We start from the raw sequence: 25978 nt of genomic DNA, 5'->3' as shown, positions 1-25978 counted from the left end.
AAATCAGATGATGAAAATGGATTCAATCGATAAAATTATTGATCAGTGGGCAACTGAAAAACCTGAATTAGATACAGAGCCAATGAGTATACTTGGCAGAATGATGCGGCTATTCAAATATCTGGAAGCAGAGGTTGCTAATACACATAAGGCATTTGGTTTGAAGCTGGGAGAATTTGATGTGCTAGCTACATTAAGACGTTCTGGTTCTCCTTTTACATTAACGCCCTCTGAAATGATGAATAGTGTGATGCTAACATCAGGTGCGATGACAAATAGACTAGATAGATTAGAAGATAAAGAGCTTATTCAAAGACAGCACAGTGAATCAGATCGAAGAAGCGTTTCAATTTCTCTTACACCAAAAGGCTTAGATTTAATAGAAAAGGCGCTCTTGGCGCATGTCGAAACCCAGCATCGACTGACTCGTTCTCTTAATAAAGAGCAAAAAGAAACGATAAACTCTCTATTTAAACAATGGCTTGACGGATTTGAACCGGTTCAAAAATAAGAATCTATAGTTTGTCATTGCCCAAAATAACTGAAAGATGAAGCGACTTGTCGGTATCACAGCCAATACGTTTAAAAAGTATACTTTCATCACGAGTTTCAAATTTAAGACATCAACTACTTGAATAATATTCATATTCATCAGTAAAATGAGCGTCTTGCCAGAAAATGGTCAGGTGTGTACTTCCATACTACCTTTTTATTTTCAATATTCATCTTGCGACTGCATTGTTAGTGTTACTCAGCATTATTAGTGTTTGCTTCACCTATATTGAAATTTGGTCTAGTATATTTATTGATAAAAGTGTTGATACTCAGCGAATGAAAAAAAGTAACCTTGAAACGAATACCGGCCATCGCTTCATTTCTAAAGCCAAGACCGCATATAAAATTCATATTCATACTCCCGATGATAAGGTGCTACATCGTTCAGTCGGTTTTGTTCGCATAGGTGAAGAAAAAGGACTCAAGAAAGCGATTAAGCTACGTAATGAACTTGGTAGAGAGCTATGGGGTCGACATTGGCGATTACTATTGAAAGATCCTTACCTGATGACTCGCTTGCCGCACAGCCTTGAACCCAAAATAATATATAAACCTCGTCCCACCAAAGAAAACCCAGATTATCGAGATGCATGCTACATTGCAGCATGGCGAACATATGATGACAAAGGAAAGTGTCATTTCAAAAGTGTGGTATGTTCAATCAATAAACACGGTAAACTTGCCGCCTACTCAAAAACTAAAAAAGCCCTCCTGGATGCTCATCAAGATTATCTAGATATCTTAATTTACATGGGAAGGCTTAATAGTATCGATCTTAAGTAGGTCGGTTATTACCGACCTATCATTCATTCGGCAGTGACGATCAATACAAAACTCAGCAACAATTACATTGTTGGTTGTTCAGTAACTTTATATTCAAATTCAGGTACTACGATTTCAACGCGGCGGTTTTTCTCTCTACCTTCACGAGTATCGTTTGACGCTACAGGTTGTAGTTCACCCATACCTTTAGTTGAGATACGTGAAGTCTGGATACCATTCTCAGTCAAGAAATCCGCAACTGAATTTGCACGGCGTTCAGACAGAACTTGGTTGTACTGTTTTGATCCAGTAGAGTCTGTATGTCCTGTGATAACAACATCAGCTTGAGGGTACTCAGTTAATAGACCGATCACTTCCTGAAGATCAGATTTTGCTGATTCAGTAAGCTGTGCGCTATTAAGAGCAAAACTGCTTGAAGCACTCAAGTCTTTTTTGTACACGTGAGTAACTGGTTTTGGTGGTTCAGGAGTTGGTTCCGCTTTCACAGGTTCCGCTTGCACAACTGGTTGAGGCTCTTCTTCAGCGCCGCCAAATTTGTAGCTCACGCCAATAGTCGCCAAGTTGTTATTTGCTTTAACAACATCTGTGTTGATATCAGTTAATTTTTGATATTCAAGACGTACCGCTAGATTTTTCGTTGCCATATATTGGACACCAGCGGCGCCAAGGTAAGACATATCATCTTTGCTACCAAAATCGACATAAGCACCACCGGCTTTCAGGTATGCTGAAAACTGATCGCTAAGAGGTAAACTGAATTTTGGCGCGATTGTAAAAGCATTAACAGTATCATCATCGATGCCTGCTGCGCTAACCTTACCTAGGTAGTCGTAGCCAGCCTCAATGCCTAAATATTCATTAAGATCGTAACCGAGGAAAACACCACCGGCTTCCTTGTTATCGTCACAATCACTTGTTGATGTACAGGCACCATTAAACCATGATTCACCAACTTTACCACCGACATAGACTTCAGCCATCGATGCTGTTGACGCCAAAAGCAGAGATGCTGAGACCATTGCTGCAACTTTTTTCATTGTTATCTTCCTCTGAAATTATCATTCTTGGAAACTATAAAACGGTGTAGTTCACACCTTATGCACACATAGCATATGTTAACTGTAAGACATCTGAGACAATTCTTAAATAAATCTCTGTCAAATCAGTGTTACTTTTTTGAACACCCTTACAAAAGATAGGGAGATCAAAAAACCGCGGCATATAAACCGCGGTTTTCATATTACTAAAACTAATGGGTTTAGCTTTACTGTGCGTTCGCTTCACGTTCAGCGATAAACTCAAGAGCCATATTAATTCGCTTAATAACTCTCTCTTTACCAATCAACGCCATTGTGGCATCAACTGAAGGAGATTGACCTGCACCAGTGACAGCAACACGAAGAGGCATACCCACCTTACCCATTCCTACTTCAAGTTCTGCACAAACATCTTCAATTACGTTATGCAAACTTTCTGCTGACCAATCAGATAGAGCCTCAATTTTTGAAAGAGCCAATGCTAAAGGCTCTTTCGCGACGCCACGCAGATGTTTTTTTGCCGCTGCTGCATCGAACTCAGAAAAATCTTCGTAAAAGTAGCGAGACTGCTGTGCAAGTTCAACGAGCGTATGACAGCGCTCACCAACAAGCTTTATAACATCTTCTAGTGCAGGGCCTGTTTCTTTGTTTATACCCTGGTCATTAAAGTGCCATTCAAGGTGCTTAGCGACATAAGAAGGTTCAGAAGTTTTGATGTAATGGTTGTTTAACCAGAGTAACTTTTCAGTGTTAAATGCAGATGCTGATTTACTAATTGCATCAAGACTGAAGTATTGAATCATTTCGTCAATAGAGAAAATTTCTTGATCTCCATGTCCCCAACCAAGACGAACTAAGTAGTTAAGAAGTGCTTCAGGAAGATAGCCTTCATCTCGGTATTGCATTACTGAAACGGCTCCATGGCGTTTTGACAGCTTCGCACCATCGTCACCAAGGATCATCGCACAATGAGCAAATGTAGGAACTTCAGCACCTAACGCTTCATAAATATTGATTTGGCGAGCTGTGTTATTGATATGATCTTCACCACGCACAACATGTGTAATACCCATATCCCAATCGTCAACAACAACGCAGAAGTTGTACGTTGGCGAACCATCTGTTCGGCGAATGATCAGATCATCTAGCTGAGAGTTTGCAATTTCGATTCGGCCGCGAATCTTGTCATCAAAAACGACTTTACCTTCGGTTGGGTTACGAAAACGAACACAACAAGGGTCACCCTCTTTTGCTGCATCGTTCACCGCTTTTATTTTTGGATGATTTGCATCATAGCGAGGATTCTCTTTATTGGCTTCTTGCTCTGCACGTACTTCATCAAGTAAGGTTTTTGGTGCATAACATTTATAAGCTTTATCTTCAGCCAATAGTTTTTCTACGACTTCATCATAACGATCAAAACGTTTTGTCTGATAGTACGGGCCTTCGTCCCATTCCAAACCAAGCCAGCTCATTCCTTCAAGAATGGCATCAACCGCTTCTTGAGTCGAACGCTCAAGGTCTGTATCTTCGATACGCAGAACAAATTCACCACCTTGATTTTTAGCGTATAACCAAGAATAAAGAGCGGTACGAGCACCACCTACGTGTAAGAAGCCTGTTGGGCTTGGAGCGAAACGAGTTTTAACCGTCATTATGATTTACCTTCATTCGAACTGAGCTGAGAACACAGCATAAGTCAATTTTTGGGCGGTATTCTAGCACCCGAAAGTTAATCACGACAATCACTGTCCTATTTTAATTATCCATAAAACCAAAAACGTCAGAGACTTCCTGCTTGACCTTCCCCTTGCGTCAAGGTTTATCTTCATTAGCAATACAATAATCTTAGGAGGTTATTATGACTCATATGGCTTTATCCCTCAGCGGTCTCCATTGTATGGGGTGCGCAGCTAATTTAGAAAAAAGCTTAAAGCAAGCATTTACCGTTGATATAAAAGAACTTTCACCTACTTTTATAGAAATGGATGTGGATACAAGTTTCGATGAGGTAGCAAAAAACATTGAATCTGCTGGTTATTCTGTTGCGCCTCAAACATTTCAATTATCAGGATTGCATTGCGGTAACTGCGTAAACAAACTGACGAAACATCTCGAGACATCTGCACAGATACGTAACCTCCACGTTGAAAAAGAGCAAATGTCGCTAGAGACTTCTCTGAGCAAAGATGAAATAGCAACGCTGGTGACCGAAGTTGGTTTTGAGGCAACCCCAGCTGGATCAGAAGCTCCATCTGTTTCAGAGGTAGCTAATGATGATATAAAAAAGTCTCAGGCATCCGAGGCTTCTTCAAACATAAGCTCGGAATCTAATCAAGCTCTCACAACAACGCACTTGTTAGTTAAAGGCATGACTTGTGCGAGCTGTGTGTCGTCTGTTGAGAAAGCACTGACTGCAACAGCTCATGTAAGCCGGGCTCAAGTTAACCTGGCTGAACAAAGCGCTATTGTGTTCTCTAATACTGAGTTAAACCCAGAAGCTCTACTAAAGTCAGTCGATGATGCCGGGTATCATGCTGAAATCGTTGACGATCCAGAAACGCAGCAAGAAAAACAACAACAGCAACTCAAACAAGTCTTAAAAGAACACAAGCAGAACGCAATATTTGGCTTGCTCGTCGGTATTCCAATCATGCTTTGGGGTGTACTTGGCGGTGAAATGATGATTTCGAATTCCCAACAACAAATAGCCTGGGGAATCGTCAGCCTTATCTGTTTACTATTATTAAGTACAGCGGGACGCGGTTTTTATAGCAGCGCCTGGAAATCGCTGATGCATAAACGTGCAACAATGGATACGCTGGTAGCTTTAGGGACGGGTGTTGCATGGCTATACTCGACACTCGTTGTTCTCTTCCCTGATTGGTTTCCAGATCAAGCAAGGCACGTTTATTTTGAAGCCAGCGCAATGATCATTGGTTTAATCTCATTGGGTCATGCGATTGAGTCAAATGCAAAAGCGAAAACAACCCAGTCATTGCAAGCTCTTATCAAATTACAGCCTAAAACAGCAACTGTAATCATCGACGATAAAGAACAAACAATCGCGATTGAGCAAATTACCGTGGGAATGCATATCAGGATTCGTTCAGGAGATCAGGTTCCAGTCGATGGCATCGTTGTCAGTGGATCGTCTTATATCGACGAATCAATGCTTACCGGAGAACCGATTCCAGGTGAAAAAAGCTCTGGTGATAAAGTATCTGCCGGTACCATTAATCAAGACGGTAGCCTTGTTATTGAAGCAACAGGTGTCGGCTCTGACACCATGCTGTCAAGAATCATAAGCATGGTTAGATCAGCGCAAAGCAGCAAACCACAAATCGCGAAACTTGCAGATAAAATATCCTCGGTATTTGTTCCCGTTGTCGTAGCGATCGCCATTTTTTCAGCACTCATATGGCTGGCTGCTGGGCCTGAGCCTAAAATAAGCTATATGCTCGTTGTCGCAACAACAGTATTGATCATTGCTTGTCCTTGCGCTCTTGGCCTTGCTACTCCCCTATCCGTTACGGTGGGAATCGGTAAAGCTGCTGAAATGGGCATTTTAATTAAAGATGCGGATGCTCTGCAAAAAGCCAGCATCATCGACACCGTTGTCTTTGATAAAACCGGCACACTAACAGAGGGAAAACCTCTGGTCCAAAATAGTATCGTGCTTTCTGACAATGAAGAACTTGTTTATTCAGTTGCTCTGGCTTTGGAGCAAGGATCCGATCATCCAATAGCTAAAGCTCTTTGCCAGTTTATCAATGAAAAAGGGATTTCTGCGGCAAAGATTAGTGAATTCGAAAATCTTAGAGGTCGTGGTTTAAGAGCAACTTTCAATCATATGCCCTTACTATTGGCATCAATAGATCATTTAAAAAATGAAGGTATTAACTTAGAGAATGCTCAAAGTCATATTACCAGTATCGAAGAAAACGCTCAGACCCCCATTGGCTTGGCTATAGATGGGCAATTGTCAGCTCTATTTGCTGTATCAGATTCAGTAAAAAGCTCAGCCAAGAAAACGATAGCAAGACTCAACAATATGGGTATCGAAACGGTAATGCTAACCGGTGATAACAGTGCTGTTGCACAATCAATTGCCAAGGAGCTGGGTATATCAACCGTAATATCTCAGGTACTACCTGATGAAAAAGCTAAACATATCAAGCAACTTCAGCAAGCAGGAAAAACTGTCGCAATGATTGGTGATGGTATCAACGATGCCCCAGCTCTAGCTCAAGCTGACATAGGTGTCGCAATGGGAGAAGGAAGTGATGTGGCAATTGAAAGTGCTCAAATTGCCTTTCTTAACTCATCTCCTGAACTGATGCTCAATACCATTGCACTATCGAAGGCAACTCTCAAAAATATTAAGCAGAACTTATTTGGTGCTTTTATATACAACACATTGGGGATCCCCATTGCGGCAGGTGTCTTATTCCCATTTACAGGATTTTTATTAAGCCCAGTCATTGCTGGAGCGGCAATGGCATTATCATCGATTACGGTGGTGACAAATGCTAACCGATTAAGGTTATTCTCTGCCGATAAGGAATGAGGTCGTGACAACAAATCATATGCCCCTTAGACTGATGTTTCGATAATAAGTATGAGGGGCCTATGAGCTTAAAAAACTGGTTAACGTCTGGTATTTTGTTTTTTTCCTGTTTTGGCCATGCATCTCCCCTTTATTGGACCGCTGAAAAAGGTAATCTACACTATTTACTTATTGGCACCGTTCATGTGGGACAGGAAAGTATGTACCCACTACCTAACGACGTCATGAAATTCCTTCGACAAAGCCGCGCACTGATACTTGAAGCCGACCTTAGCGAGGAACAAACGCCTGTCTATCCCACATCAGACACATCCGTAAAAGACGTATTAAATGAAAGCCAACTCCAGCAGCTGAGTCAAATTGCCCAACAACTGGAGGTCTCATTTCGTCGATTAGAAAATATGCCTCCTTGGTCAGCAGCACTAACTATACAGATGACACAACTCTCACAGCTTGGCTACACTGGCGAGTATGGCGTTGATCGACATATGATTGCTCAAGCACAAAATAATAATCTGCCTATTTTGGGTCTCGAAACACTCCAGTCTCAGGTAGATATGCTTTCCGAACAACAAGATAATGGAAAAGAGCTTTTAGTTTCGGCCATAGATAATTGGAAAAACAACGAGAATGATACTCTCTGCCTGATTAAAAGTTGGCAAGCTGGAGATAGAAAGAATCTTGCCGAGCTAGTCAAACAAGCAAAAATGTCGAAACAGCTCAGTAACGCTCTAGAGACAAACCGCAATACCCAATGGGCTGAAAAGCTTTCCAGTGCCGATTTTCTCCCCGATCAAAATGGTAAATATGTCATTGCCGTAGGACTACTTCATCTAATTGGCTCAGAAAATCTGATAGACCAACTTAAACAACGGGGATTCACAGTCAAACTGAAAGGAAAACGCGAACACGCTGACTGTCAGTTTCTTGGATCTTAAAACGAAAAAAGCCCCGACAATAAGTCGAGGCTTTTGAATGATGGTCGGTGAAGAGGGATTCGAACCCCCGACCCTCTGGTCCCAAACCAGATGCGCTACCAAACTGCGCTATTCACCGGAACGAGGCGTATAATACGGATTCTAATAACTAAAGCAATACTTAATTAAAAAAAATTGTGATTTACGGTGCGTTCGAACAAATAACAGACAATCTTGTTTTGTGACGTCAGGCACAGCCCTCTCAACAAGTTATACAAGCACTTACTAACATTGATTTAGATCAATATTACAATTGAGTACAGAGTTAAAGTTAATCCTGTCTTCTCACTTTGGACAAGACATTGGCGTTGATTAAATTTTGGTTTGAATCATCTGATTAAAATTTAATTTCGTTCTTATGTCGTTTCTATATCTCAAGGTAATGAATGACAAATCTCCTCACTAGATCGCTTAGCCCCTGTTTAATCAGAGGGTCGCTATGCACCGGAGCAGATTCTTTGTCTGCCCCGGTTTTTTAGTTTTTACGCTCTAATAATCTGTCTCATTGTCCTACATTTCATCCGACAAAATAGGTTCGAAATTTTTTTTCTGTTGGTATACTCCTTAATGCCACATCGAACTAGATAGAGGATTTTGCTCATGTCTCAGGAAGATTTAAATTTTTTCCAACAGATGATGGGAGATGTTAAGCCCATAGAACAAGATACTGTAGAGTTGAAAAAGACCTATCAGTTAACCGATGCCCAACTCGCAAAAAGAGCAGCGGCGGAGACGCTTTATGAAGGAGAGCCTGAATATCTATCTCTCGACAATGCCCCAATGATTAAACCTGAGGATGTCATTGAGTTTAAACGTAATGGTGTTCAGGACGGTGTTTTTCGCAAATTAAGACTCGGTAAATACCCGATTCAGGCAAGGCTGGATCTGCATAAGAGAACATTAGAGCAAGCCAGAGATGAAGTGGTTCTGTTCTTAAATAAGTGTATGAGAATGGATATACGAACGGTTGTCCTTGTACATGGTAAAGGTGAACGCAGTAACCCTCCGGCATTAATGAAAAGCTATGTTGCCCACTGGTTGCCTCAGATGGCAAATGTTCAATGTGTTCATAGTGCACAACGATTTCATGGTGGAACAGGAGCGGTATATGTTCTCCTGAGAAAAAGTCAGGAAAAGAAACTCGAAACACGAGAAAGACATCAAAAACGCCTTGCCTGAACACAAGTAATTAATGATAAACTAAGCGCCGCCAATGGCGCTTTTTTATTTAAACCCTACCGTTGGGAAACGTTGAGAGGAACGTATGTCATCAGAACCAAAACGCTTAAATAAGTACATCAGTGAAACCGGATATTGTTCACGTAGAGAAGCTGACAAGTTAATTCTTGAAGGTGTCGTAACAGTGAATGGTCAGGCCCCTGAAATGGGCATGAAAGTATCAGACGATGATGACATCCAAATAAATGGTAAGCCTCTAAGAGAAAAGGCTAAAACCATCTATATTGCTCTAAACAAACCAGCAGGTATTACTTGCACAACAGAACGCCACATCGAAAGTAATATTATCGATTTTATTAACCATAAAACTCGTATTTTTCCAATTGGTCGCTTAGATAAACCGTCAGAAGGGCTTATTTTTCTAACGAATGATGGTGATATTGTTAATAAGATACTGCGCGCAGGCAATCAGCATGAAAAAGAATATGTTGTGCGTGTAAATAAACCCATTACTGACGACTTCTTAAAAAATATGGCATCGGGTGTGGCAATTCTGGACACCGTAACACTGCCGTGTAAAGTCGAAAAAGAAACCAACTACTCATTCAGAATTACGTTAACCCAAGGCCTTAACCGACAGATACGTCGTATGTGTGAAGCGTTGGATTATGAAGTCTTTAAATTACGTCGCGTCAGAATTATGAATATCTCAATTGATGGTATTCCAAATGGACAGTGGCGTTACCTTGATGATAACGAAATAGAACAATTGCTCTCACTCTGTGATAGCTCTATTGGAACAGAAGAAGCGTCAAGGAATTCAAAAGACGGCGGGTATATACCCAAAGCAACCGATGCAAAACTGCATGACCACAGAACGCAAAATATTACCGAGAAAAAGCACAAAACGTTTAAAGGCAAAAATGCAGACGAGTTCCGCTATGGGCCAAACTCGACCAAACGTCGTAACAGCTCAAATACCGCACAAACTGATGATCGAGGGAAAACAGCCCCTCAACCGAAGATCAGAAAAGCTGGGACATTAAGTCTCAAAAAATAAAAAGAAAAAAGCGGCAAATATTTATTGCCGCTTTTTACGTTTAGCCAATCTGAATAGTATTACGACCTTTGTTTTTTGCTTCGTACATGGCCTTATCAGCTCGACTCAAAATCGACTGAACACGCTCCATTGACTGCCTCTCCACCACACCAATACTCACTGTAACATTAGGAGCTTCAGTCTGGTTCTGGATATCTAGACGAATGCCTTCAAGCAGATCGAATGCTGAGTTGACGGACTTGAACGGGAGAATTAACACAAACTCTTCACCACCCCACCGACAAATATGTCCTTCTTTGCCTAAATGCTCGGCACACGTTTCAGCGACTCTTAGCAAAACTTGATCCCCAAGTTGATGACCATAGTTGTCATTAACTTCTTTAAAGTGATCAATATCCAGCAAAGCTAAAGAGAGCGGCGCATCTTTCTGATTAGTTGAACTGAACGCAGTTCTGACAAGATCATCAAACACCTGTCGATTATAAGTGCCTGTAAGCTTGTCCCTTGTCGCCATTCCTTCTAGACGACTTTGATAACCACGAAAAACATACTGTGCCAGTACTATGACAGCCAAAGCTACAACAAGACTAATCGCTATATTGTTGATAATTGCTCTCTTAAGTATCTGGTCATTAAATTTATCTTTTTGCTCGACAATAATGTACCACTGAAATTCATCAACCCAACGACTGCTAATATAATAAGTATCACCATTATTGTCGTAACTTCCCGACATACTTGGTGTTGTCAGAATTTGCGTTGTTAAATTGCTCAGTCCTGGCCTCTCCTGAATCGACGTAAAATTATCGTGAGTCTTACCTTTCAGCGTCACAGCACCTAAATCATTGATAAAGTAAATATCTCGCTCATAACGTTTTTTGTATTTTTCGATTATTTGTGAGACAGCATCCGAGCCTAGTCCAACGCCAATAATTCCGATAAATTTATGATTAAAATCGTAAACACGATAATTAACAAAGACCACAACTCTGCCCGGATTTGCGGTATCTGAATCGATATTAATTTCATAATCTTTTCCGGGATTAAGTGCCTTAACCCGGAAATACCATTTATCTTGAGGGTTGTCTTCAGATACCTTTTTCAAAACACCAGTGTAGTGATAGTAGTTCTTGGTTTTATCCGATACATAAAAACTCGTAACCGTGTTGTACTGCTGCTTTATCTCTTTTAGATATTGAATAATCTTATTTGGGTTTTCTTCACCAGCAATCGTCCAATCTCTAACGAAGGTATCCTGAGCCATTAGAGAGGATATAAATATGGGACGTATCAGGTCTTGCTGTATTTCGGAATATATATTGTCACTGGTTAAAGGGAGAGAATCTTGCTTAATTTGGTTTTCTAACGTTTCATGCGCCATTCTGTACGAACTGAATCCAGTAACCAAAAAACCTAGGAAAATTAATCCAACAAGAATCCAACTAAACTTCTTTTTATTCATTTACGCATCCGTGCCTATCTACTGCATACACTTATAAAACAGCCATGTATCTATCTTTTAAACACATAACCGTAATGAGAATAACCTATGCCAACTACATGTTTTTCTTGGGGAATTTTTTATTATTAGACTAATATACATGAAAAAAGAGAGGTAACAGCCTCTCTTTTTTCACTAAAGTTAAACTGAAATCGATTACTATTTTGTGCCAAAAATTTTATCGCCAGCATCGCCTAAACCTGGAACGATGTAACCATTTGAGTTTAACTTATCATCGATAGCAGCAGTATAAAGCTCGATATCAGGATGAGCAGCTTCAAGTGCCTTAATACCTTCTGGAGCAGCAACGAGGACAAGCACTTTAAATTGAGTACATCCTCTTTCTTTCAATAAGTCGATCGTAGAAATCATGGAACCGCCTGTCGCTAACATAGGGTCAACCACCAGCGCGATACGTTCATCAATATTTGAAGCTAACTTATTAAAATAAGGGACAGGCTCTAACGTTTCTTCATCGCGGTAGATACCGACCACACTGATTCTAGCGCTAGGGATATGTTCTAGTACACCGTCCATCATACCCAGACCGGCTCTCAGGATAGGAACCACAGTGACTTTTTTGCCTTTAATTTGCTCAATCTCAACCGGTCCGTTCCAGCCTTCGATAGTGACCTTTTCGGTTTCAAAATCGGCAGTGGCTTCATAAGTCAGCAAACTTCCCACTTCGGTCGCCAATTCACGAAAGCGTTTTGTGCTGATGTCGCCCTCTCTGAGTAAGCCAATCTTGTGTTTTACTAGAGGGTGTTTAACTTCAACAACTTTCATTTCCATCTCCGACAGTAATTTTTAATAAACGGTCGAAGTATACACTTTTTCTAAGGATATTCAGAACCAAAATACAAGAAAAAAACCTGCGCAAACGTTTTCCTTTTTAACTTTTCCCCTGTAGAATAGCGCCGTTTTCATATCCAACTAAAAATCGAGGATTTCCCCGTGAGTGGCAATAACACTTCTTTAAGCTATAAAGACGCTGGTGTAGATATCGACGCAGGTAATGCGCTTGTTGAGCGAATTAAAGGTGCAGTAAAACGTACTCGTCGTCCAGAAGTAATGGGTGGTATTGGCGGCTTTGGTGCACTTTGTGAGTTACCAACCAAATACAAACAACCTGTTTTAGTTTCTGGTACTGATGGTGTCGGAACAAAGCTTCGCCTAGCTTTGGATATGAACAAACACGATACTATCGGTATCGATTTGGTTGCAATGTGTGTGAACGACCTAATCGTTCAGGGCGCAGAACCATTGTTCTTCCTGGACTACTATGCAACTGGCAAACTAGACGTAGATACAGCATCCAGTGTTGTTACAGGTATCGCTGAAGGCTGTCTACAAGCTGGCTGTGCACTGATCGGTGGTGAAACTGCTGAAATGCCAGGGATGTACGAAGGTGAAGATTACGACGTTGCAGGTTTCTGTGTCGGTGTAGTTGAAAAAGAAGATATTATCGATGGTTCAAAAGTCGATGCTGGCGATGCTCTTATCGCTGTAGGATCTAGTGGCCCTCACTCAAATGGCTATTCACTTGTTCGTAAGATTCTTGAAGTTTCTAAAGCAGATAAAAATGAACTGCTTGAAGGAAAAGCGATTGGTGAACACCTACTAGAACCAACCAAAATTTATATTAAATCAGGTTTAAAACTGATTTCAGAACACACAATCCACGCAATTTCTCATATCACTGGCGGTGGCTTCTGGGAAAACATTCCTCGCGTACTTCCTGAAGGAACGAAAGCAGTAATTGATGCGAAAAGCTGGGAATGGCCTGCTATTTTCAAATGGTTACAAGAAAAAGGTAACGTTGACACTCATGAAATGTATCGTACTTTCAACTGTGGCGTTGGTCTTATTATTGCTCTGCCAAAAGATCAGGCTCAATCGGCAGTTGAACTTCTGAAAGCAGAAGGCGAAAATGCGTGGGTTATAGGTCATATCGCCAATGCAGAAGCAGGTGAAGAGCAAGTAGAGATAAAATAATTCATGAAGAGTATTGTTGTTTTAGTTTCGGGAAATGGTACCAACTTACAAGCGATTATAGATGCTTGTGATACAAGCATTAAAGATGGTAAAGTAACGGCTGTTTTATCAAACAAAGCAACTGCTTATGGCTTAGAAAGAGCTAAGAAAGCAGGTGCAGCGGCTGAGTTTGTTGATCCCAAAGCGTTTGATACGCGCGATGCTTTTGATCGAGCATTGATGGACAAGATTGACGAGCATAACCCTGACCTGATTGTGTTAGCTGGCTACATGAGAATTTTAAGCGGTGAATTCGTCCGTCACTATCTAGGCCGGATGATCAACATTCACCCATCATTGTTACCAAAATATCCAGGTTTAAACACCTACCAGCGTGCAATTCATGCTGGAGATGAAGAACATGGTACTAGTGTTCACTTCGTTACTGAGCAACTTGATGGTGGCCCGGTAATTACACAAGCAGTTGTACCAATTCTTGATGAAGATACGGTTGATTCATTAACCAAGAAAGTTCAAGAGAAAGAGCATGTTATCTATCCTCTTGTTGTTCAATGGTTTGTTGAAGATCGCCTAGAGATGAAAGAAGGCAAAGCCTATCTTGATGGTGAACCTCTTGGTATCAATGGCGTTGTTAAACGTTAAGAATATATCGCTATAAACGAAAAAAGCTGATGTTCTGCATCAGCTTTTTTTGTTTGAATCAATTTCAAACTAATGGCTCTGTAGGAGCTTGAGAACCAGGCTTTTTCTCAGCAAAAGGAATATCCTTTAACGCAGCAGAGTTGGTCTCTACGCACTCACCAAAGTAAAACAGATTGTACTCACCTGGCTTCATTCGGTTCCATTGTTCGTTCCCTGTCAATGGCTGAGTAGCAACAACAGAAACAACATCATTGGGTGTCGTTTCTTCCTGGAAATTGACCTCGACATCTTCATCAATCAGCGTCGCCATACCAAACGGTGCACGCCGCGTGATCCAGTACAGATGATTAGTACAGTATGTCATCACATACTCACCATTTGAGAGTAGCATATTGAATACGCCCAATTTTCTCAGCTCATCGCAACACTCAGCGATGAAGGGGAAGACATACGTAAAGTCATCAGGAGGCATTGGGAATCGGTCTTCAATTCTCTTTAAGAGCCAACAAAACGCTAGCTCACTATCCGTCCCCCCGACAGGCCTATGATTGCCGGTATCGAGATCCTGATAACCCGTCAGTTGCCCATTATGCGCGAACGTCCAAAACTGCCCCCATAATTCACGAGTAAATGGGTGGGTATTTTCGAGATTTACCGCGCCCCTATTTGCCTGACGAATATGACTTATTACCGCACAACTTTTAATCGGATAATTTTGTACTAACTCCGCAATTTTTGACTGGCAACTTGGTTGAGGGTCCTTGAAGGTACGAAATCCTTTACCCTCGTAGAAGGTGATTCCCCAACCATCTTTATGTGGTCCAGTACGGCCACCGCGCTGCATCAGACCTGTAAAACTAAAACAGATATCAGTCGGTACATTTGCGCTCATACCGAGCAACTCACACATTGCGTTTTTACTCCTTCGAAATCAATCTAATCAAAAATTATTAATATCGAGTTACGCCATCTCTTTTTCGATCAGCATGATAAGGATATGGATTACTTTAATATGAATCTCTTGAATACGATCCGCATAACCAAAATGAGGCACTCGAATTTCTATATCAGCAATACCAGCCATTTTCCCGCCATCTTTCCCAGTCAAAGCAATAGTTTTCATGCCTTTCGCCTGTGCAGCTTCGATAGCTTTTATAATATTACCTGAGTTCCCAGAGGTAGAAAGGCCTAATAATACGTCCCCTTTTTGTCCGACAGCTTCAACATAACGGGAAAACACAAAGTCATAACCAAAATCATTACTCACACATGACAGATGGCTAGGATCAGAAATCGCAATACCGGGATACCCAGGTCTGTTCTCACGATAACGACCAGTCAATTCTTCTGCGAAATGCATAGAATCACAGTGTGAGCCACCATTACCACATGACAGTACTTTACCGCCTTGTTTAAACGAATCTGCCAGTAATTTTGCCGCTGCTTCTATTTGAGTAAGACACTGTTCGTCATTTAGAAACGCATCCAGTACGCTAGCAGCTTCGGTTAATTCATTCTTGATTAGGTCTTGGTACATAGGATTTTCTCTTAAGTATAGTTAACTCAAACACTTCGACAGTGTAGGGAGTTTACCCCATCAAATCTTCCTGTCGACCCCTAAATCGTGGCCATTTTTATCGAGCACAGTACGTGTCATTGTTTTTACCTTATAACCCTAGTATTTCGTGCTCTACATCACCAGTTTAACAGTCCAATAATGGTAAGCCGACAAACTCCATCTAGTCTTTAGATATCGTATCGAGACCGAGGGTGTTGCGATGAACTTGATCTTGTCCTTAATTATCTTAATTCTGATTAGCGGGTTATGTTGCTATCATCGGCTGAATAACTATCGCCACCTCGCTTTTATCTATTCATCTCTGATAGTTCTTACCGTTTGCGATATTGCAACATTTTTCGTATGGGTTCTTGTCATAACGTTCAGCGTTATAGTCAATATTCCATCCCTACGTAAAAAGTGGATTTCATCATTCATTCTTAAACGCCTGAAGAAACAACTCCCAACCATGTCTAAGACAGAAAAAGAGGCATTGGATGCTGGTACGATTTGGTGGGAAGCTGAACTGTTCAGAGGTCGCCCTAACTGGAAAAGTTTCGCTCAATACCCTAGACCAACACTGACTCAAGAGGAAAAGGATTTTATCGATGGTCCTGTTAATCACGTTTGTCGTATGGTCAATGATTTTACGGTGACACATGAAATGGCAGACCTACCACCAGAAATATGGGACTACCTAAAAGTACAAGGCTTTTTCGCACTGATTATTGAGAAAAAATACGGAGGAAGGCAGTTTTCAGCCTATGCTCAATCTGTCATTTTGCAAAAGCTTGCGGGTGTTTCAACAGTTTTGGCAATTACCGTGGGAGTCCCCAACTCCCTTGGACCTGGAGAGCTTTTGCAACACTATGGCACGGAAGAGCAAAAACGACACTACTTACCGAGACTTGCTTCTGGTAAAGAGATTCCTTGCTTTGCATTAACGAGTCCAGAAGCAGGCTCAGATGCCAGTTCAATTCCCGACTTTGGCATAGTGTGTTACGGTCAATGGGAAGGCAAAAACGTTCTGGGAATGAAATTAACCTGGAACAAGCGCTACATTACCTTAGCTCCAGTCGCTACCGTATTAGGCTTAGCATTCAAATTGAAAGATCCTGACCATCTTATCGGTGAAGAAGAAAACTTAGGGATCACTTGTGCGCTAATACCGACCAATATGGAAGGTGTCAAAATTGGTCGTCGCCACTTTCCACTTAATATCCCTTTTCAAAATGGACCTACACAGGGCAAAGAACTTTTTGTTCCATTGGATTTTATTATCGGTGGTCCGAAAATGGCAGGGCAAGGCTGGCGCATGTTGGTCGAATGTCTTTCTGTGGGTAGAGGTATCACTCTTCCATCCAACTCAACAGGTATAGTGAAACAGGCGGCACTATCATGTGGAGCCTATGCTCGAATTCGTCGTCAATTTAAACAGCCCATTGGGTACATGGAAGGAATTGAGGAGCCACTAGCAAGAATAGCAGCCAATGCCTACTTGATGGATGCAGCATGCCAAATGACAGTCACAGGTATAGAGCTAGGTCAAAAGCCCTCTATTATCTCCGCAATTGTAAAATACAATTGTACACACCGAGCCCAACAGTGCCTTAAAGATGCAATGGATATCGTCGGTGGTAAAGGAATCTGTCTAGGTCCAAATAACTTCTTAGCCCGAAACTATCAGGGAGCGCCAATTGCTATCACCGTAGAGGGAGCGAATATTCTCACTCGCTCTATGATCATTTTTGGTCAGGGTGCAATTCGTTGTCACCCCTATCTCGTAAAAGAAATAGAACTGATGTCCAGTACAGATCCATCGGTGTTAGAAGAGTTTGATCAGACACTGTTCAAACACATTAATTATACGTTCCATAATGCAGCTAAAAGCCTATGGCTATCGTTAACTGATGGTCTATTTTCTGATTATCCATTTCACGATAGGACCAAAAGACATTACCAGAGAATCAATCGCTACAGTGCTGGTTTTGCATTCTTGGCCGACGTGATGATGCTTTCTCTCGGGGGACAGTTAAAACGAAAAGAACGACTATCGGCTCGATTGGCCGATATGCATAGCCAACTCTTTTTACTGACAGCCACTCTGAAACGCTATCAAAATGATGGTAGCTATAGCGAAGATTTACCATTAGTTAACTGGGCGTTAGAAGACGGCTTTAAACAATTTGAGCAGGCAATGGACGCACTATTTTCTAATTTCCCATCCTCGGTAATGGCAAAACTTTTACGCATTTGGCTCATGCCATATGGACTGCAGCGAAAAGGACCTTCAGATGAATTGGAACATGATTTAGCTTTGTTAGTTCAAAAGCCAGGTAGTGCTCGAAATCGCTTAGGTACAGGTCAATTCTGGGAAGCCTCGTCAAATAACCCATCGGGCCAGGTCTATCAGGCTCTGAATACTATTCTTGGCGCAGAACCTATATTTGAAAAAATTTGCCAACTGAAAGGAAAACGTTATCCATTTAGAAATCTTGATGCTATTGCAGTGATGGCAAGAGAAGAAAAATTGATTTCGGATCGGGAGGCTCAGGTACTAACGGAGGCTGAGCGTATTCGTCTCTTAGTCATTAACGTCGATGATTTTGCTCCTGAAAAGCTTAAAGCAAATTAACGAAAAGCACCTGAGACATTCAGGTGCTTCGTTCTAATCATCTGGCATGTTGAGCTGCATTTCAGGCTTCATCGCGCGTTTGGCTTTCACTTTTTGGAATACTATCCAGCCGACCACACCAAGAATTATAGCGAGCAGGTTTATTACAATGATGATGGTGGTCATTTTGGTTCTTTGAGCTTCACGCTGTTCAAGGATGGCTTGCTGTTCCGCGATCTTACGTTGTGCTGCCGCAGCTTCTTCCTGCATTTTGCGTGTTTTCTCAAAATCAATTTCATCAACAACACTATAGGTGTGCTCTGGAATGCTAAACCTCAATGGTCGATTGGTTGAAAATTCATTTGCGTAGACACGCCCATCCCATTTAAAGTTTCCGTGCTCACCATTATAAGGAACCGAAAGATTCACAGTAAAACCTTCTTTACCGGCTTCTCCCTCTTCTGAATAAACTCTATCGTATGCATCGCTGTGATCAATGTGCGCCAAAAGAGATCCGGGAGCAATAGTCGAGTTATCTCCGGTGACAATAATATGATGGGGATTATTCTCAATCCGAGACTGAATAAAGGTTGTTGTAATTGGGCTGGGATAAACCAGAACCTCCTGCTCCTGAGCGCGAAGAAATACGCCGTTGCCAGAGGTAATGCGGGCGATATATTTACCGGGTTCAGCCGAAATAGTAATACCAGCGGTAAACTGACCATCACCAGGAACTTCATCGAAACCCCGACCATCATCAGAGAATTCACCTAAGACAATTGGCTCTGGTAACGCTTCTTGGGCAAGTTGGTCTGCATTCTCCAAATATTTTACCAAAGTAACACGTAAGTTTACTCGGTCTAAGAAATCTCTGAGTGTCAGGGGTTTACCATCTGAAGTAAGCTGAGCACTAAATTTAAGCTCCTCCCCCTGATACAACCTCAACGGTAGTTTTTGCGAAGATAACTCTAAGTTAGAAATGAGCTTAATATTGTTCTTGGGCGTCACTTTTCCCACGGCCTGCCAAGGTCCGGGCATAGGTTTATCAATAGAAACGATATCCATGCTTTGTTCCTGATACCACCGAACATTATCAGGATGGCGCCAAGCATAATACTTAACCCCATCTGGTCTCACCAAAACGACAGGCTTAGATGGGTTACTACGATAAATAACGAAAGTGATTTGACTGATGGTAGGATCAACACGAAACCGATTGTCTAATAACGACATTTCGGTCGTTGCAGCATAACTCTCCACTGCGAACAAAAGTCCGAACAAGAGTAAAAATCTCTGCAACATAGTTTCTCCTAGATACGCCAAAGGCAATTGCCGCTTTTCTCGACTAAGTTTAGTCTTTCTTCGTGTGCATCTAGTTCATCGGCAGTTGCAGGTAAAATCTTTAATGGTTTTCTGTTACTTGCCAGCCTTTTTATCGTTTCTCCATCACCATTTGACTGATAAGCGCTGGAAAACTGAATGCTCGTTTGCCCACCGGTCATTAACAGATAGACGTCGGCTAGAATTTCAGCATCGAGTAAAGCCCCGTGTAATGTACGGTGCGAGTTATCAATACCATAACGGTCACAAAGAATATCGAGGTTATTTCTTTTACCCGGGAAGATTTTCTTCGCCATCGCCAGTGTATCGGTAACTTTGCAATACTGCTCTGTTTTACCAATTGCTGCGTTTAACTTACCAAACTCATAGTCCATAAAGCCGACGTCGAAGGGCGCATTATGCGCAACAAGTTCTGCGTCTTTGATAAACTCTAAAAACTCGTCATGAACGTCTCGATACTCTGGTTTATCAACCAAAAATTCATCAGTAATACCATGAACCTCGATAGCTTCGGGCTGAATTTCACGATCCGGCTTCAGATAGACATGGAAGTGACGACCTGTAAGCTTGCGGTTTACAATTTCAACCGCACCAATTTCAATGATTCGATGTCCTTCATAATGCGGACCACCCTCACGGTTCATACCGGTTGTCTCGGTATCGAGGACCACAATACGATGATATTCAGAATTGCTGCTAGTATTCATAGGATTATCTGTGTCAGACTATATTTAGAAGATAATAAACGTTAATAGTATCAAATGATGACGAAACAAGTGGAAATTTTCACAGATGGATCCTGTCTGGGCAATCCAGGTCCAGGAGGATACGGCATAGTTCTTCGTTATAAAGGCCACGAAAAACATCTGTCCAAAGGCTTTCATCTAACCACAAATAACCGAATGGAAATGTTAGCGGCAGTTGTCGCCCTACAAACATTGAAAGAACCCTGTCATGTCTCTTTAACGTCTGATAGTCAATATGTTAGACAGGGCATCACTCAATGGATTCACAGCTGGAAGAAACGAGGTTGGAAAACTGCGGATAAAAAACCGGTTAAAAATGCAGATCTATGGCAGAGACTGGACCAAGAAACTCAACGCCACCAAGTAGAATGGCACTGGGTTAAAGGTCACGCAGGACACAGAGAAAACGAAATCTGTGATGAGCTTGCTCGTAGCGCTGCTGAAGCGCCCTCAGAACATGATACTGAATATGAAAATCAGGCCTAGTTATTCGTAAGAATACTTAAATGGTTTTAGCTGAGCTCTGTAGTTTACGCTGATAGGCGTAAGCGGTCTTTTAAGTCGCCAGTGCGGCTTAACTAACTTCAGTGGGTAAGTACGTTTTCTTGCAACGATAAAGTACAAACACCCCATCGCTCTTGAACATTGCCCTTTATTTTCCAGCCATGTCCAGAATGGCCGGTAAGTTTGAAATGGAAATAAAGCATACTGATCACACTCAATAACTTCGTAGTTCAGAACACCAAGCCAATCTTTAATGCGATTGGGTGTGAACATTCTACCACTCCATGGCAAATATTTTTTTCGCCAAGGAAGCAGACTGGAAATACCGGTCAAACTTATGGGATTAAAACCAGTAATGATTATATATCCATCATCTACTAACACTCTATCAACTTCTCTTAACAATCGATGAGGATCATTCGAGTAATCTAGCTGATGAGACATGATGACTGCATCAATACTTTTTTCCATAAATGGCAGGTGATAACGGTCAGCAATAATCGTATGTAGAGGATTTACACTATCTAAATGAATCTGATGTTGGATGCAGCAATTTTTGCTCATGAGCTCACAGCTGAGCCCTCCCAGTTTTAATAAATGATAGCCAAATAGCTTCGGACACCACTCATCGAGGCGCATTTGAATAGATTCTCTAACCCAGGGACCCGTTTTTAATTGTTCCCAAGAGTGAGGAATATCAAACTTTTTTTTGATGCGTGCTGGTTCCATATAACCCCGCAAAACCAAATGATGGGAGAAAACTCATGTTAAACATCAAAAGCATACCTGCATTTAACGATAATTACATCTGGGTGATCGAAAATCGCGAAGGAAGTTGCGCAATCGTTGATCCCGGAGACGCAAAACCCGTATTGGATTACCTAAGAACCAATGAACTCGATTTGAAAGCAATTCTAATTACTCACCACCATAACGATCACATTGGTGGAATATCGGAATTATTAAGAGAATATGGTTCTGTTAACGTGGTTGGTCCCGAAAGTGAAGCCATTCCATCGATAACACACAGCGTCAAAGATGATGATAGCATCGAATTGTTTGGAGAAACGTTTAATGTCATTGATATCAAAGGTCATACAAGTGGTCATATAGGATATTTTGGCTCAGGCATGCTTTTTTGTGGCGACGTTCTATTTTCTGCAGGATGCGGTCGAGTATTCGAAGGAACAATGAGCGACATGTACCAATCACTACAAAAAATATGTCAGTTGCCCGATGATACACAGGTTTACTGTGCCCACGAATACACAGCCAGTAATATTGCCTTCGCCTTGGCTGTTGACCCTGAAAACTCAGACTTATTAGCCTATCGAGATGATGTGAATCACCTAAGAGCTCATAAGAAACCCACAATACCGACTTCAATAGCACTCGAGAAAAAAATTAATCCTTTCTTACGTACATCAGAAAAAGAGATTATCAAGAGTGTTAACAATCGCACAGTTGAGACTGATGATTTATCAGTATTTACGGCATTACGTGAGTGGAAAAATGAATTTTAGACAATTCATACTTGAAACTGGTGTTATTGCACAAGTATTATCAGCAGTCGAGATAAGAAAAGGCTGTGATCTATGAAAAAACCTTTTAGTTGGGCGTTGCTGCTACTTTTAGCAGGATGTCAGCTTACCCAATCAAATCGAGATGTTTCATCAGATTCTCAAGAAGAGAACACTACAAACTCAGAAGTAAGCACAAGCGGTAAAGTATCCTCTCAGTCAGGAAACACAGTCATCACTCGGACTGAATCAATAAAGAAGTTGTCGCCTACAGAGGTAGACGATTTGTGGCAGCGTATTCGAATGCAATTTACTCTTGAAGTACCAGAAAATAAGACCATCGATTATTATCGAACCTGGTACATCAAACATCCCCGCCACTTAGAAACCGTAGCCAAAAGAGCAGAACCTTTTTTATACCTCATAACGGAAAAACTAGAAAAGCGCCATTTACCTCTCGAGTTAGCATTACTGCCTATCGTCGAGAGTTCGTTTGATGTCTTCGCCTACTCATTTGGACGGGCAGCAGGGCTTTGGCAGTTTGTTCCGGGTACGGGTAAACTGTACGGGCTAAAACAAAACTACTGGTACGATGGTCGACGTGACGTCGATGCAGCAACAGATGCGGCGCTTGATTATCTGACCAATCTGCATAATCAATTTGATGATTGGGACAATGCTATCGCAGCCTATAACAGCGGTGAAGGTCGTGTTGCCCGAGCTATCAAATACAATGAAAAAAGAGGAAAACCGACCGATTTCTTCTCACTAGACCTTCCGAAAGAAACCAGTGGCTATGTTCCGAAATTACTCGCTCTTGCAGATGTTATTGCAAATAAAGAAAAGTATGGCTTAGATATCCCAGAGATAGCGAATGAACCCGCCCTCAAACTGGTCGATCCTAAGAAGCAACTTGACCTTGCCTTAGCCGCTCAATTTGCCGGGCTTTCCGTTAGAGAGTTGCAAAGCTACAACCCAGGGTTTAATCGTTGGTCAACCGCCCCAAATGGTCCTTACCACCTTTTGCTTCCAATAGACAATGTTGAAGAATTCAATATCGCACTAAAAGATCATAAAGGAGATGGGTTAAAGCTGGTTCGGTATCAAGTTAAGCAAGGTGATAGTCTTATCAACATTGCACATAAAAATAAAACAACGCCAAATGTCATTAAAAAGGCCAATGCCTTACACTCTAATCTGATTCGTGTCGGTCAATATCTCATGATTCCGACTTCCGTCAGAGATGAAGAAACATATGAGCTGAGTGTTGCGAATCGCCTTGCTAAAATACAATCACAATCGCGTGGTAAATATCGCCTTAGCTATGTCGTTCGTTCTGGTGACAGCTTGTGGAGTATCGCCAAATCACAAGGAGTGTCTCATACAGCCCTAGCTCGATGGAATGGTATGAGTCCGAGAGATCCACTTAAAGTAGGTAAGAAGCTAGTTGTCTGGAAAAACAGCTCTGATGGCGCGATTATACGTTCGGTTTTCTACACGGTTCGTAGCGGTGATACGTTAAGTGAAATAGCGTCAAAATTTAGAGTTCAAGTCACTGACATCGTCAAATGGAATGACCTTTCACGTAAAAAATATTTGCGCCCGGGGCAGAGAATTAAGCTCTACGTTGATGTAACGAAAGTGAGTGTTTAACACGAATCTTCAACCCGTGAATTAGGCCTCTTTACAGAGGCTTAATTACTTTAAACTCAGAAACGATCGGACTGTGATCAGAAGCATCAGTATTCAACACTTTCGTCGATATTTCCTCTAACCCTCTAAAGAAAACATGATCCAGTGGTATACCTGATAAGAAACGCTTCCTAACTTCTCCATTTTCATAATGTACTTCTTTCAATCCAAGCGTTTCTTTCGCCTGATTGAGCACATTAATGCGTTCATCGCTCCAACTATTAAAGTCCCCTGCAAATATAATAGGGCCTTGGTGCGACTTAAGGCGCGATACAAGATTGTTAACCTGTACTCTGTAGTCAGAAACACCCAATGTAAAATTAATCGCATGGATATTCGCAACTGCAAGAGTCGAACCATCTCTCATTGGGTAATACGCTAACATAGAAGACTTAGGTAAACGCAACCATGGCTCGGAATGTCGAAATCCACATACTTCAGTAGGAGAAACAGTCGCGGCAGTTAATACGCCATTTTTCTCATCGTTATACTCCCAGGCATCAACGTGTTGATATAACCATGATGTTTCCGTGCGCAGATAATGCTGAAAATCTTTATTCATTTTCACTTCCTGCAACATCAACAATTGTTTATTACCCGACCATTCGTGAAGAGATGAGAGCGCACTGGTTTTGTTTTGCTTGTAGATATTCCAAACAAGAAGATTCAAGGAGCCATCTTTCTGATCTATGAAATCATGCTTATTATTAAATTGTGCACACTGATTTGAATAAGGATCTTTACCAAATAATCTAGATGACGTAATGACTAATTTGCTGGGTACATAGTAGGTAACACTGACCCAGACAGAAGCGGTAATTGCAAGAATGACAAGCACAAATGCTATAATGCGTTTTTTCATACTCTCCCCTAAACAAACTAAAGGGGCGATAATAAAACTTATCGCCCCTTCTTATGTTCAAACAACGTGAAATTAAATAGCGTCGTCGTCTTCTTCACCAGTACGAATACGAATTACGCGGTCAACGTCAGTAATAAATATTTTACCGTCACCAATCTTACCTGTTTGAGCCGTCTCAATAATAGACTCAACACATTTATCAACCACGTCACTAGACACAACAATTTCTAGTTTCACTTTTGGAAGAAAATCAACCATGTACTCCGCACCACGGTAGAGTTCTGTATGACCTTTCTGACGACCAAAACCTTTAACTTCAGAAACAGTCATACCTGTAATGCCTACTTCTGCTAGCGCTTCACGGACGTCATCAAGCTTAAAAGGTTTGATAATAGCTTCTATTTTTTTCATGTTCATCCCTTAAACTTTAGATTTACAGCTAGCATTATTGACTAGCCATATTAAACAATCAATATACCACCAAAGTGACCTTGCAAACATCAGACCAATAATATGTCTCATCAATGCTTTATTTCATATTAGCATAGTATGCAGCAAGTGCTTCGATATCCTCATCACTTAAACGAGAAGACTGAGCTGACATCAATGTTGCCATTGGCCCCAGTCTTTTATTATCGCGGTAAGCCTTCAGTGAACTTACCAGATATTTTTCATTCTGCCCTTTAAGATTGGGGTAACCATCGATAGTTGCAACCCCATCCCGTCCATGACATGCACCACAAACGGCCGCTTTTTGTGCTATTGCGGACATATCAGCCGCCATGGCGCCTAAAGAGAGAAACAATGCACACACAGAAAAAAATCGTCCAATCATCGCTATC

General features: G+C 41.4%; 24 protein-coding genes and 1 tRNA gene. 12 read left to right on the top strand and 13 right to left on the bottom strand.

Translation table 11 applies throughout. From position 1 onward, the window contains the following. Positions 1-16 precede the first annotated feature (16 nt). Positions 17-511, top strand: a complete 495-nt coding sequence (locus EES38_RS05050) for a MarR family winged helix-turn-helix transcriptional regulator (protein WP_124936100.1) — start codon at positions 17-19, stop codon at positions 509-511. Positions 512-831: 320 nt separating this feature from the next. Continuing rightward, positions 832-1338, top strand: a complete 507-nt coding sequence (locus tag EES38_RS05045) for a Fe3+-citrate ABC transporter substrate-binding protein (protein ID WP_124936099.1) — start codon at positions 832-834, stop codon at positions 1336-1338. Positions 1339-1400: 62 nt separating this feature from the next. Here the strand turns inward: EES38_RS05045 and EES38_RS05040 are convergent, their stop codons facing one another. Then, on the bottom strand, positions 1401-2375 hold the full coding sequence (locus EES38_RS05040) for an OmpA family protein (RefSeq protein ID WP_124936098.1): 975 nt from the start codon (positions 2373-2375) through the stop codon (positions 1401-1403). Between the two features lie 227 nt (positions 2376-2602). Continuing rightward, positions 2603-4030 carry a glutamate--tRNA ligase gene (gltX, locus tag EES38_RS05035; protein ID WP_124936097.1) on the bottom strand — a complete coding sequence of 476 codons (1428 nt, stop codon included), beginning with the start codon at positions 4028-4030 and terminating at the stop codon, positions 2603-2605. A 206-nt stretch (positions 4031-4236) separates the two neighbouring features. Here gltX and EES38_RS05030 point away from each other — a divergent pair, with 206 nt between their 5' ends. Together EES38_RS05030 and EES38_RS05025 are read left to right on the top strand one after the other, a co-directional pair. Continuing rightward, positions 4237-6945 carry a heavy metal translocating P-type ATPase gene (locus EES38_RS05030; protein ID WP_124936096.1) on the top strand — a complete coding sequence of 903 codons (2709 nt, stop codon included), beginning with the start codon at positions 4237-4239 and terminating at the stop codon, positions 6943-6945. A gap of 62 nt (positions 6946-7007) precedes the next feature. Then, complete coding sequence (locus EES38_RS05025) at positions 7008-7883, top strand: TraB/GumN family protein (RefSeq protein ID WP_124936095.1); 876 nt, start codon at positions 7008-7010, stop codon at positions 7881-7883. 41 nt (positions 7884-7924) lie between these two features. On the opposite strand, the gene EES38_RS05020 is transcribed toward EES38_RS05025, so the two are convergent. Then, positions 7925-8001 (bottom strand) — tRNA-Pro (locus tag EES38_RS05020). Between the two features lie 521 nt (positions 8002-8522). Here EES38_RS05020 and smrA point away from each other — a divergent pair. Together smrA and rluF are read left to right on the top strand one after the other, a co-directional pair. Beyond that, positions 8523-9101, top strand: a complete 579-nt coding sequence (smrA, locus tag EES38_RS05015; RefSeq protein WP_124936094.1) for a DNA endonuclease SmrA — start codon at positions 8523-8525, stop codon at positions 9099-9101. An 85-nt stretch (positions 9102-9186) separates the two neighbouring features. Next, positions 9187-10161 carry a 23S rRNA pseudouridine(2604) synthase RluF gene (gene rluF / locus EES38_RS05010; RefSeq protein WP_124936093.1) on the top strand — a complete coding sequence of 325 codons (975 nt, stop codon included), beginning with the start codon at positions 9187-9189 and terminating at the stop codon, positions 10159-10161. A 40-nt stretch (positions 10162-10201) separates the two neighbouring features. On the opposite strand, the gene EES38_RS05005 is transcribed toward rluF, so the two are convergent. Then, positions 10202-11623: a sensor domain-containing diguanylate cyclase gene (locus tag EES38_RS05005; RefSeq protein ID WP_124936092.1), complete on the bottom strand. Its 1422-nt coding sequence runs from the start codon at positions 11621-11623 to the stop codon at positions 10202-10204. Positions 11624-11821: 198 nt separating this feature from the next. Continuing rightward, positions 11822-12448 carry a uracil phosphoribosyltransferase gene (gene upp, locus EES38_RS05000; RefSeq protein WP_124936091.1) on the bottom strand — a complete coding sequence of 209 codons (627 nt, stop codon included), beginning with the start codon at positions 12446-12448 and terminating at the stop codon, positions 11822-11824. Between the two features lie 168 nt (positions 12449-12616). On the opposite strand from upp, the gene purM reads away from it, so the two are divergent. After that, positions 12617-13657, top strand: a complete 1041-nt coding sequence (gene purM, locus EES38_RS04995) for a phosphoribosylformylglycinamidine cyclo-ligase (RefSeq protein ID WP_124936090.1) — start codon at positions 12617-12619, stop codon at positions 13655-13657. 3 nt (positions 13658-13660) lie between these two features. After that, on the top strand, positions 13661-14299 hold the full coding sequence (gene purN / locus EES38_RS04990) for a phosphoribosylglycinamide formyltransferase (RefSeq protein ID WP_124936089.1): 639 nt from the start codon (positions 13661-13663) through the stop codon (positions 14297-14299). A gap of 64 nt (positions 14300-14363) precedes the next feature. Here the strand turns inward: purN and EES38_RS04985 are convergent, their stop codons facing one another. Both EES38_RS04985 and lpcA read right to left on the bottom strand, forming a co-directional pair. Further along, positions 14364-15209, bottom strand: a complete 846-nt coding sequence (locus tag EES38_RS04985; RefSeq protein WP_124936088.1) for a class II glutamine amidotransferase — start codon at positions 15207-15209, stop codon at positions 14364-14366. A gap of 51 nt (positions 15210-15260) precedes the next feature. Beyond that, positions 15261-15836, bottom strand: coding sequence for a D-sedoheptulose 7-phosphate isomerase (gene lpcA / locus EES38_RS04980; protein ID WP_124936087.1), 576 nt, complete (start codon positions 15834-15836; stop codon positions 15261-15263). Positions 15837-16077: 241 nt separating this feature from the next. On the opposite strand from lpcA, the gene fadE reads away from it, so the two are divergent. Further along, entirely contained in the window at positions 16078-18492 is a 2415-nt protein-coding gene (gene fadE, locus EES38_RS04975; protein WP_124936086.1) for an acyl-CoA dehydrogenase FadE, read from the top strand. A gap of 33 nt (positions 18493-18525) precedes the next feature. On the opposite strand, the gene EES38_RS04970 is transcribed toward fadE, so the two are convergent. After that, entirely contained in the window at positions 18526-19773 is a 1248-nt protein-coding gene (locus EES38_RS04970) for a TIGR03503 family protein (RefSeq protein WP_124936085.1), read from the bottom strand. Positions 19774-19781: 8 nt separating this feature from the next. After that, entirely contained in the window at positions 19782-20519 is a 738-nt protein-coding gene (gene dnaQ, locus EES38_RS04965) for a DNA polymerase III subunit epsilon (protein ID WP_124936084.1), read from the bottom strand. 57 nt (positions 20520-20576) lie between these two features. On the opposite strand from dnaQ, the gene rnhA reads away from it, so the two are divergent. Further along, positions 20577-21044 (top strand): ribonuclease HI, encoded by a 468-nt coding sequence (rnhA, locus tag EES38_RS04960; protein ID WP_124936557.1) that lies wholly within the window; start codon positions 20577-20579, stop codon positions 21042-21044. Here the strand turns inward: rnhA and EES38_RS04955 are convergent, their stop codons facing one another. Further along, complete coding sequence (locus EES38_RS04955) at positions 21045-21791, bottom strand: class I SAM-dependent methyltransferase (protein WP_124936083.1); 747 nt, start codon at positions 21789-21791, stop codon at positions 21045-21047. A 35-nt stretch (positions 21792-21826) separates the two neighbouring features. Here EES38_RS04955 and gloB point away from each other — a divergent pair, with 35 nt between their 5' ends. Both gloB and EES38_RS04945 read left to right on the top strand, forming a co-directional pair. Then, entirely contained in the window at positions 21827-22585 is a 759-nt protein-coding gene (gloB, locus tag EES38_RS04950; protein WP_124936082.1) for a hydroxyacylglutathione hydrolase, read from the top strand. A 72-nt stretch (positions 22586-22657) separates the two neighbouring features. Next, entirely contained in the window at positions 22658-24235 is a 1578-nt protein-coding gene (locus EES38_RS04945; protein WP_124936081.1) for a lytic transglycosylase, read from the top strand. 31 nt (positions 24236-24266) lie between these two features. Here EES38_RS04945 and EES38_RS04940 read toward each other — a convergent pair whose 3' ends face one another. From EES38_RS04940 to EES38_RS04930, 3 genes are all read right to left on the bottom strand, one after another. Further along, positions 24267-25136 carry an endonuclease/exonuclease/phosphatase family protein gene (locus tag EES38_RS04940; RefSeq protein ID WP_124936080.1) on the bottom strand — a complete coding sequence of 290 codons (870 nt, stop codon included), beginning with the start codon at positions 25134-25136 and terminating at the stop codon, positions 24267-24269. A gap of 72 nt (positions 25137-25208) precedes the next feature. Then, positions 25209-25547 (bottom strand): nitrogen regulatory protein P-II, encoded by a 339-nt coding sequence (glnB, locus tag EES38_RS04935; protein WP_124936079.1) that lies wholly within the window; start codon positions 25545-25547, stop codon positions 25209-25211. A gap of 118 nt (positions 25548-25665) precedes the next feature. Continuing rightward, positions 25666-25971, bottom strand: coding sequence for a c-type cytochrome (locus tag EES38_RS04930; protein ID WP_124936078.1), 306 nt, complete (start codon positions 25969-25971; stop codon positions 25666-25668). Between the last annotated feature and the right edge of the window lie 7 nt (positions 25972-25978).

Origin of the sequence: Vibrio viridaestus (genome assembly GCF_003856525.1) — a bacterium.
Lineage (GTDB): Bacteria > Pseudomonadota > Gammaproteobacteria > Enterobacterales > Vibrionaceae > Vibrio > Vibrio viridaestus.
The sequence above is the reverse complement of the archived record's forward strand: the minus strand, read 5'-3'. Positions and strand labels throughout refer to the sequence as shown.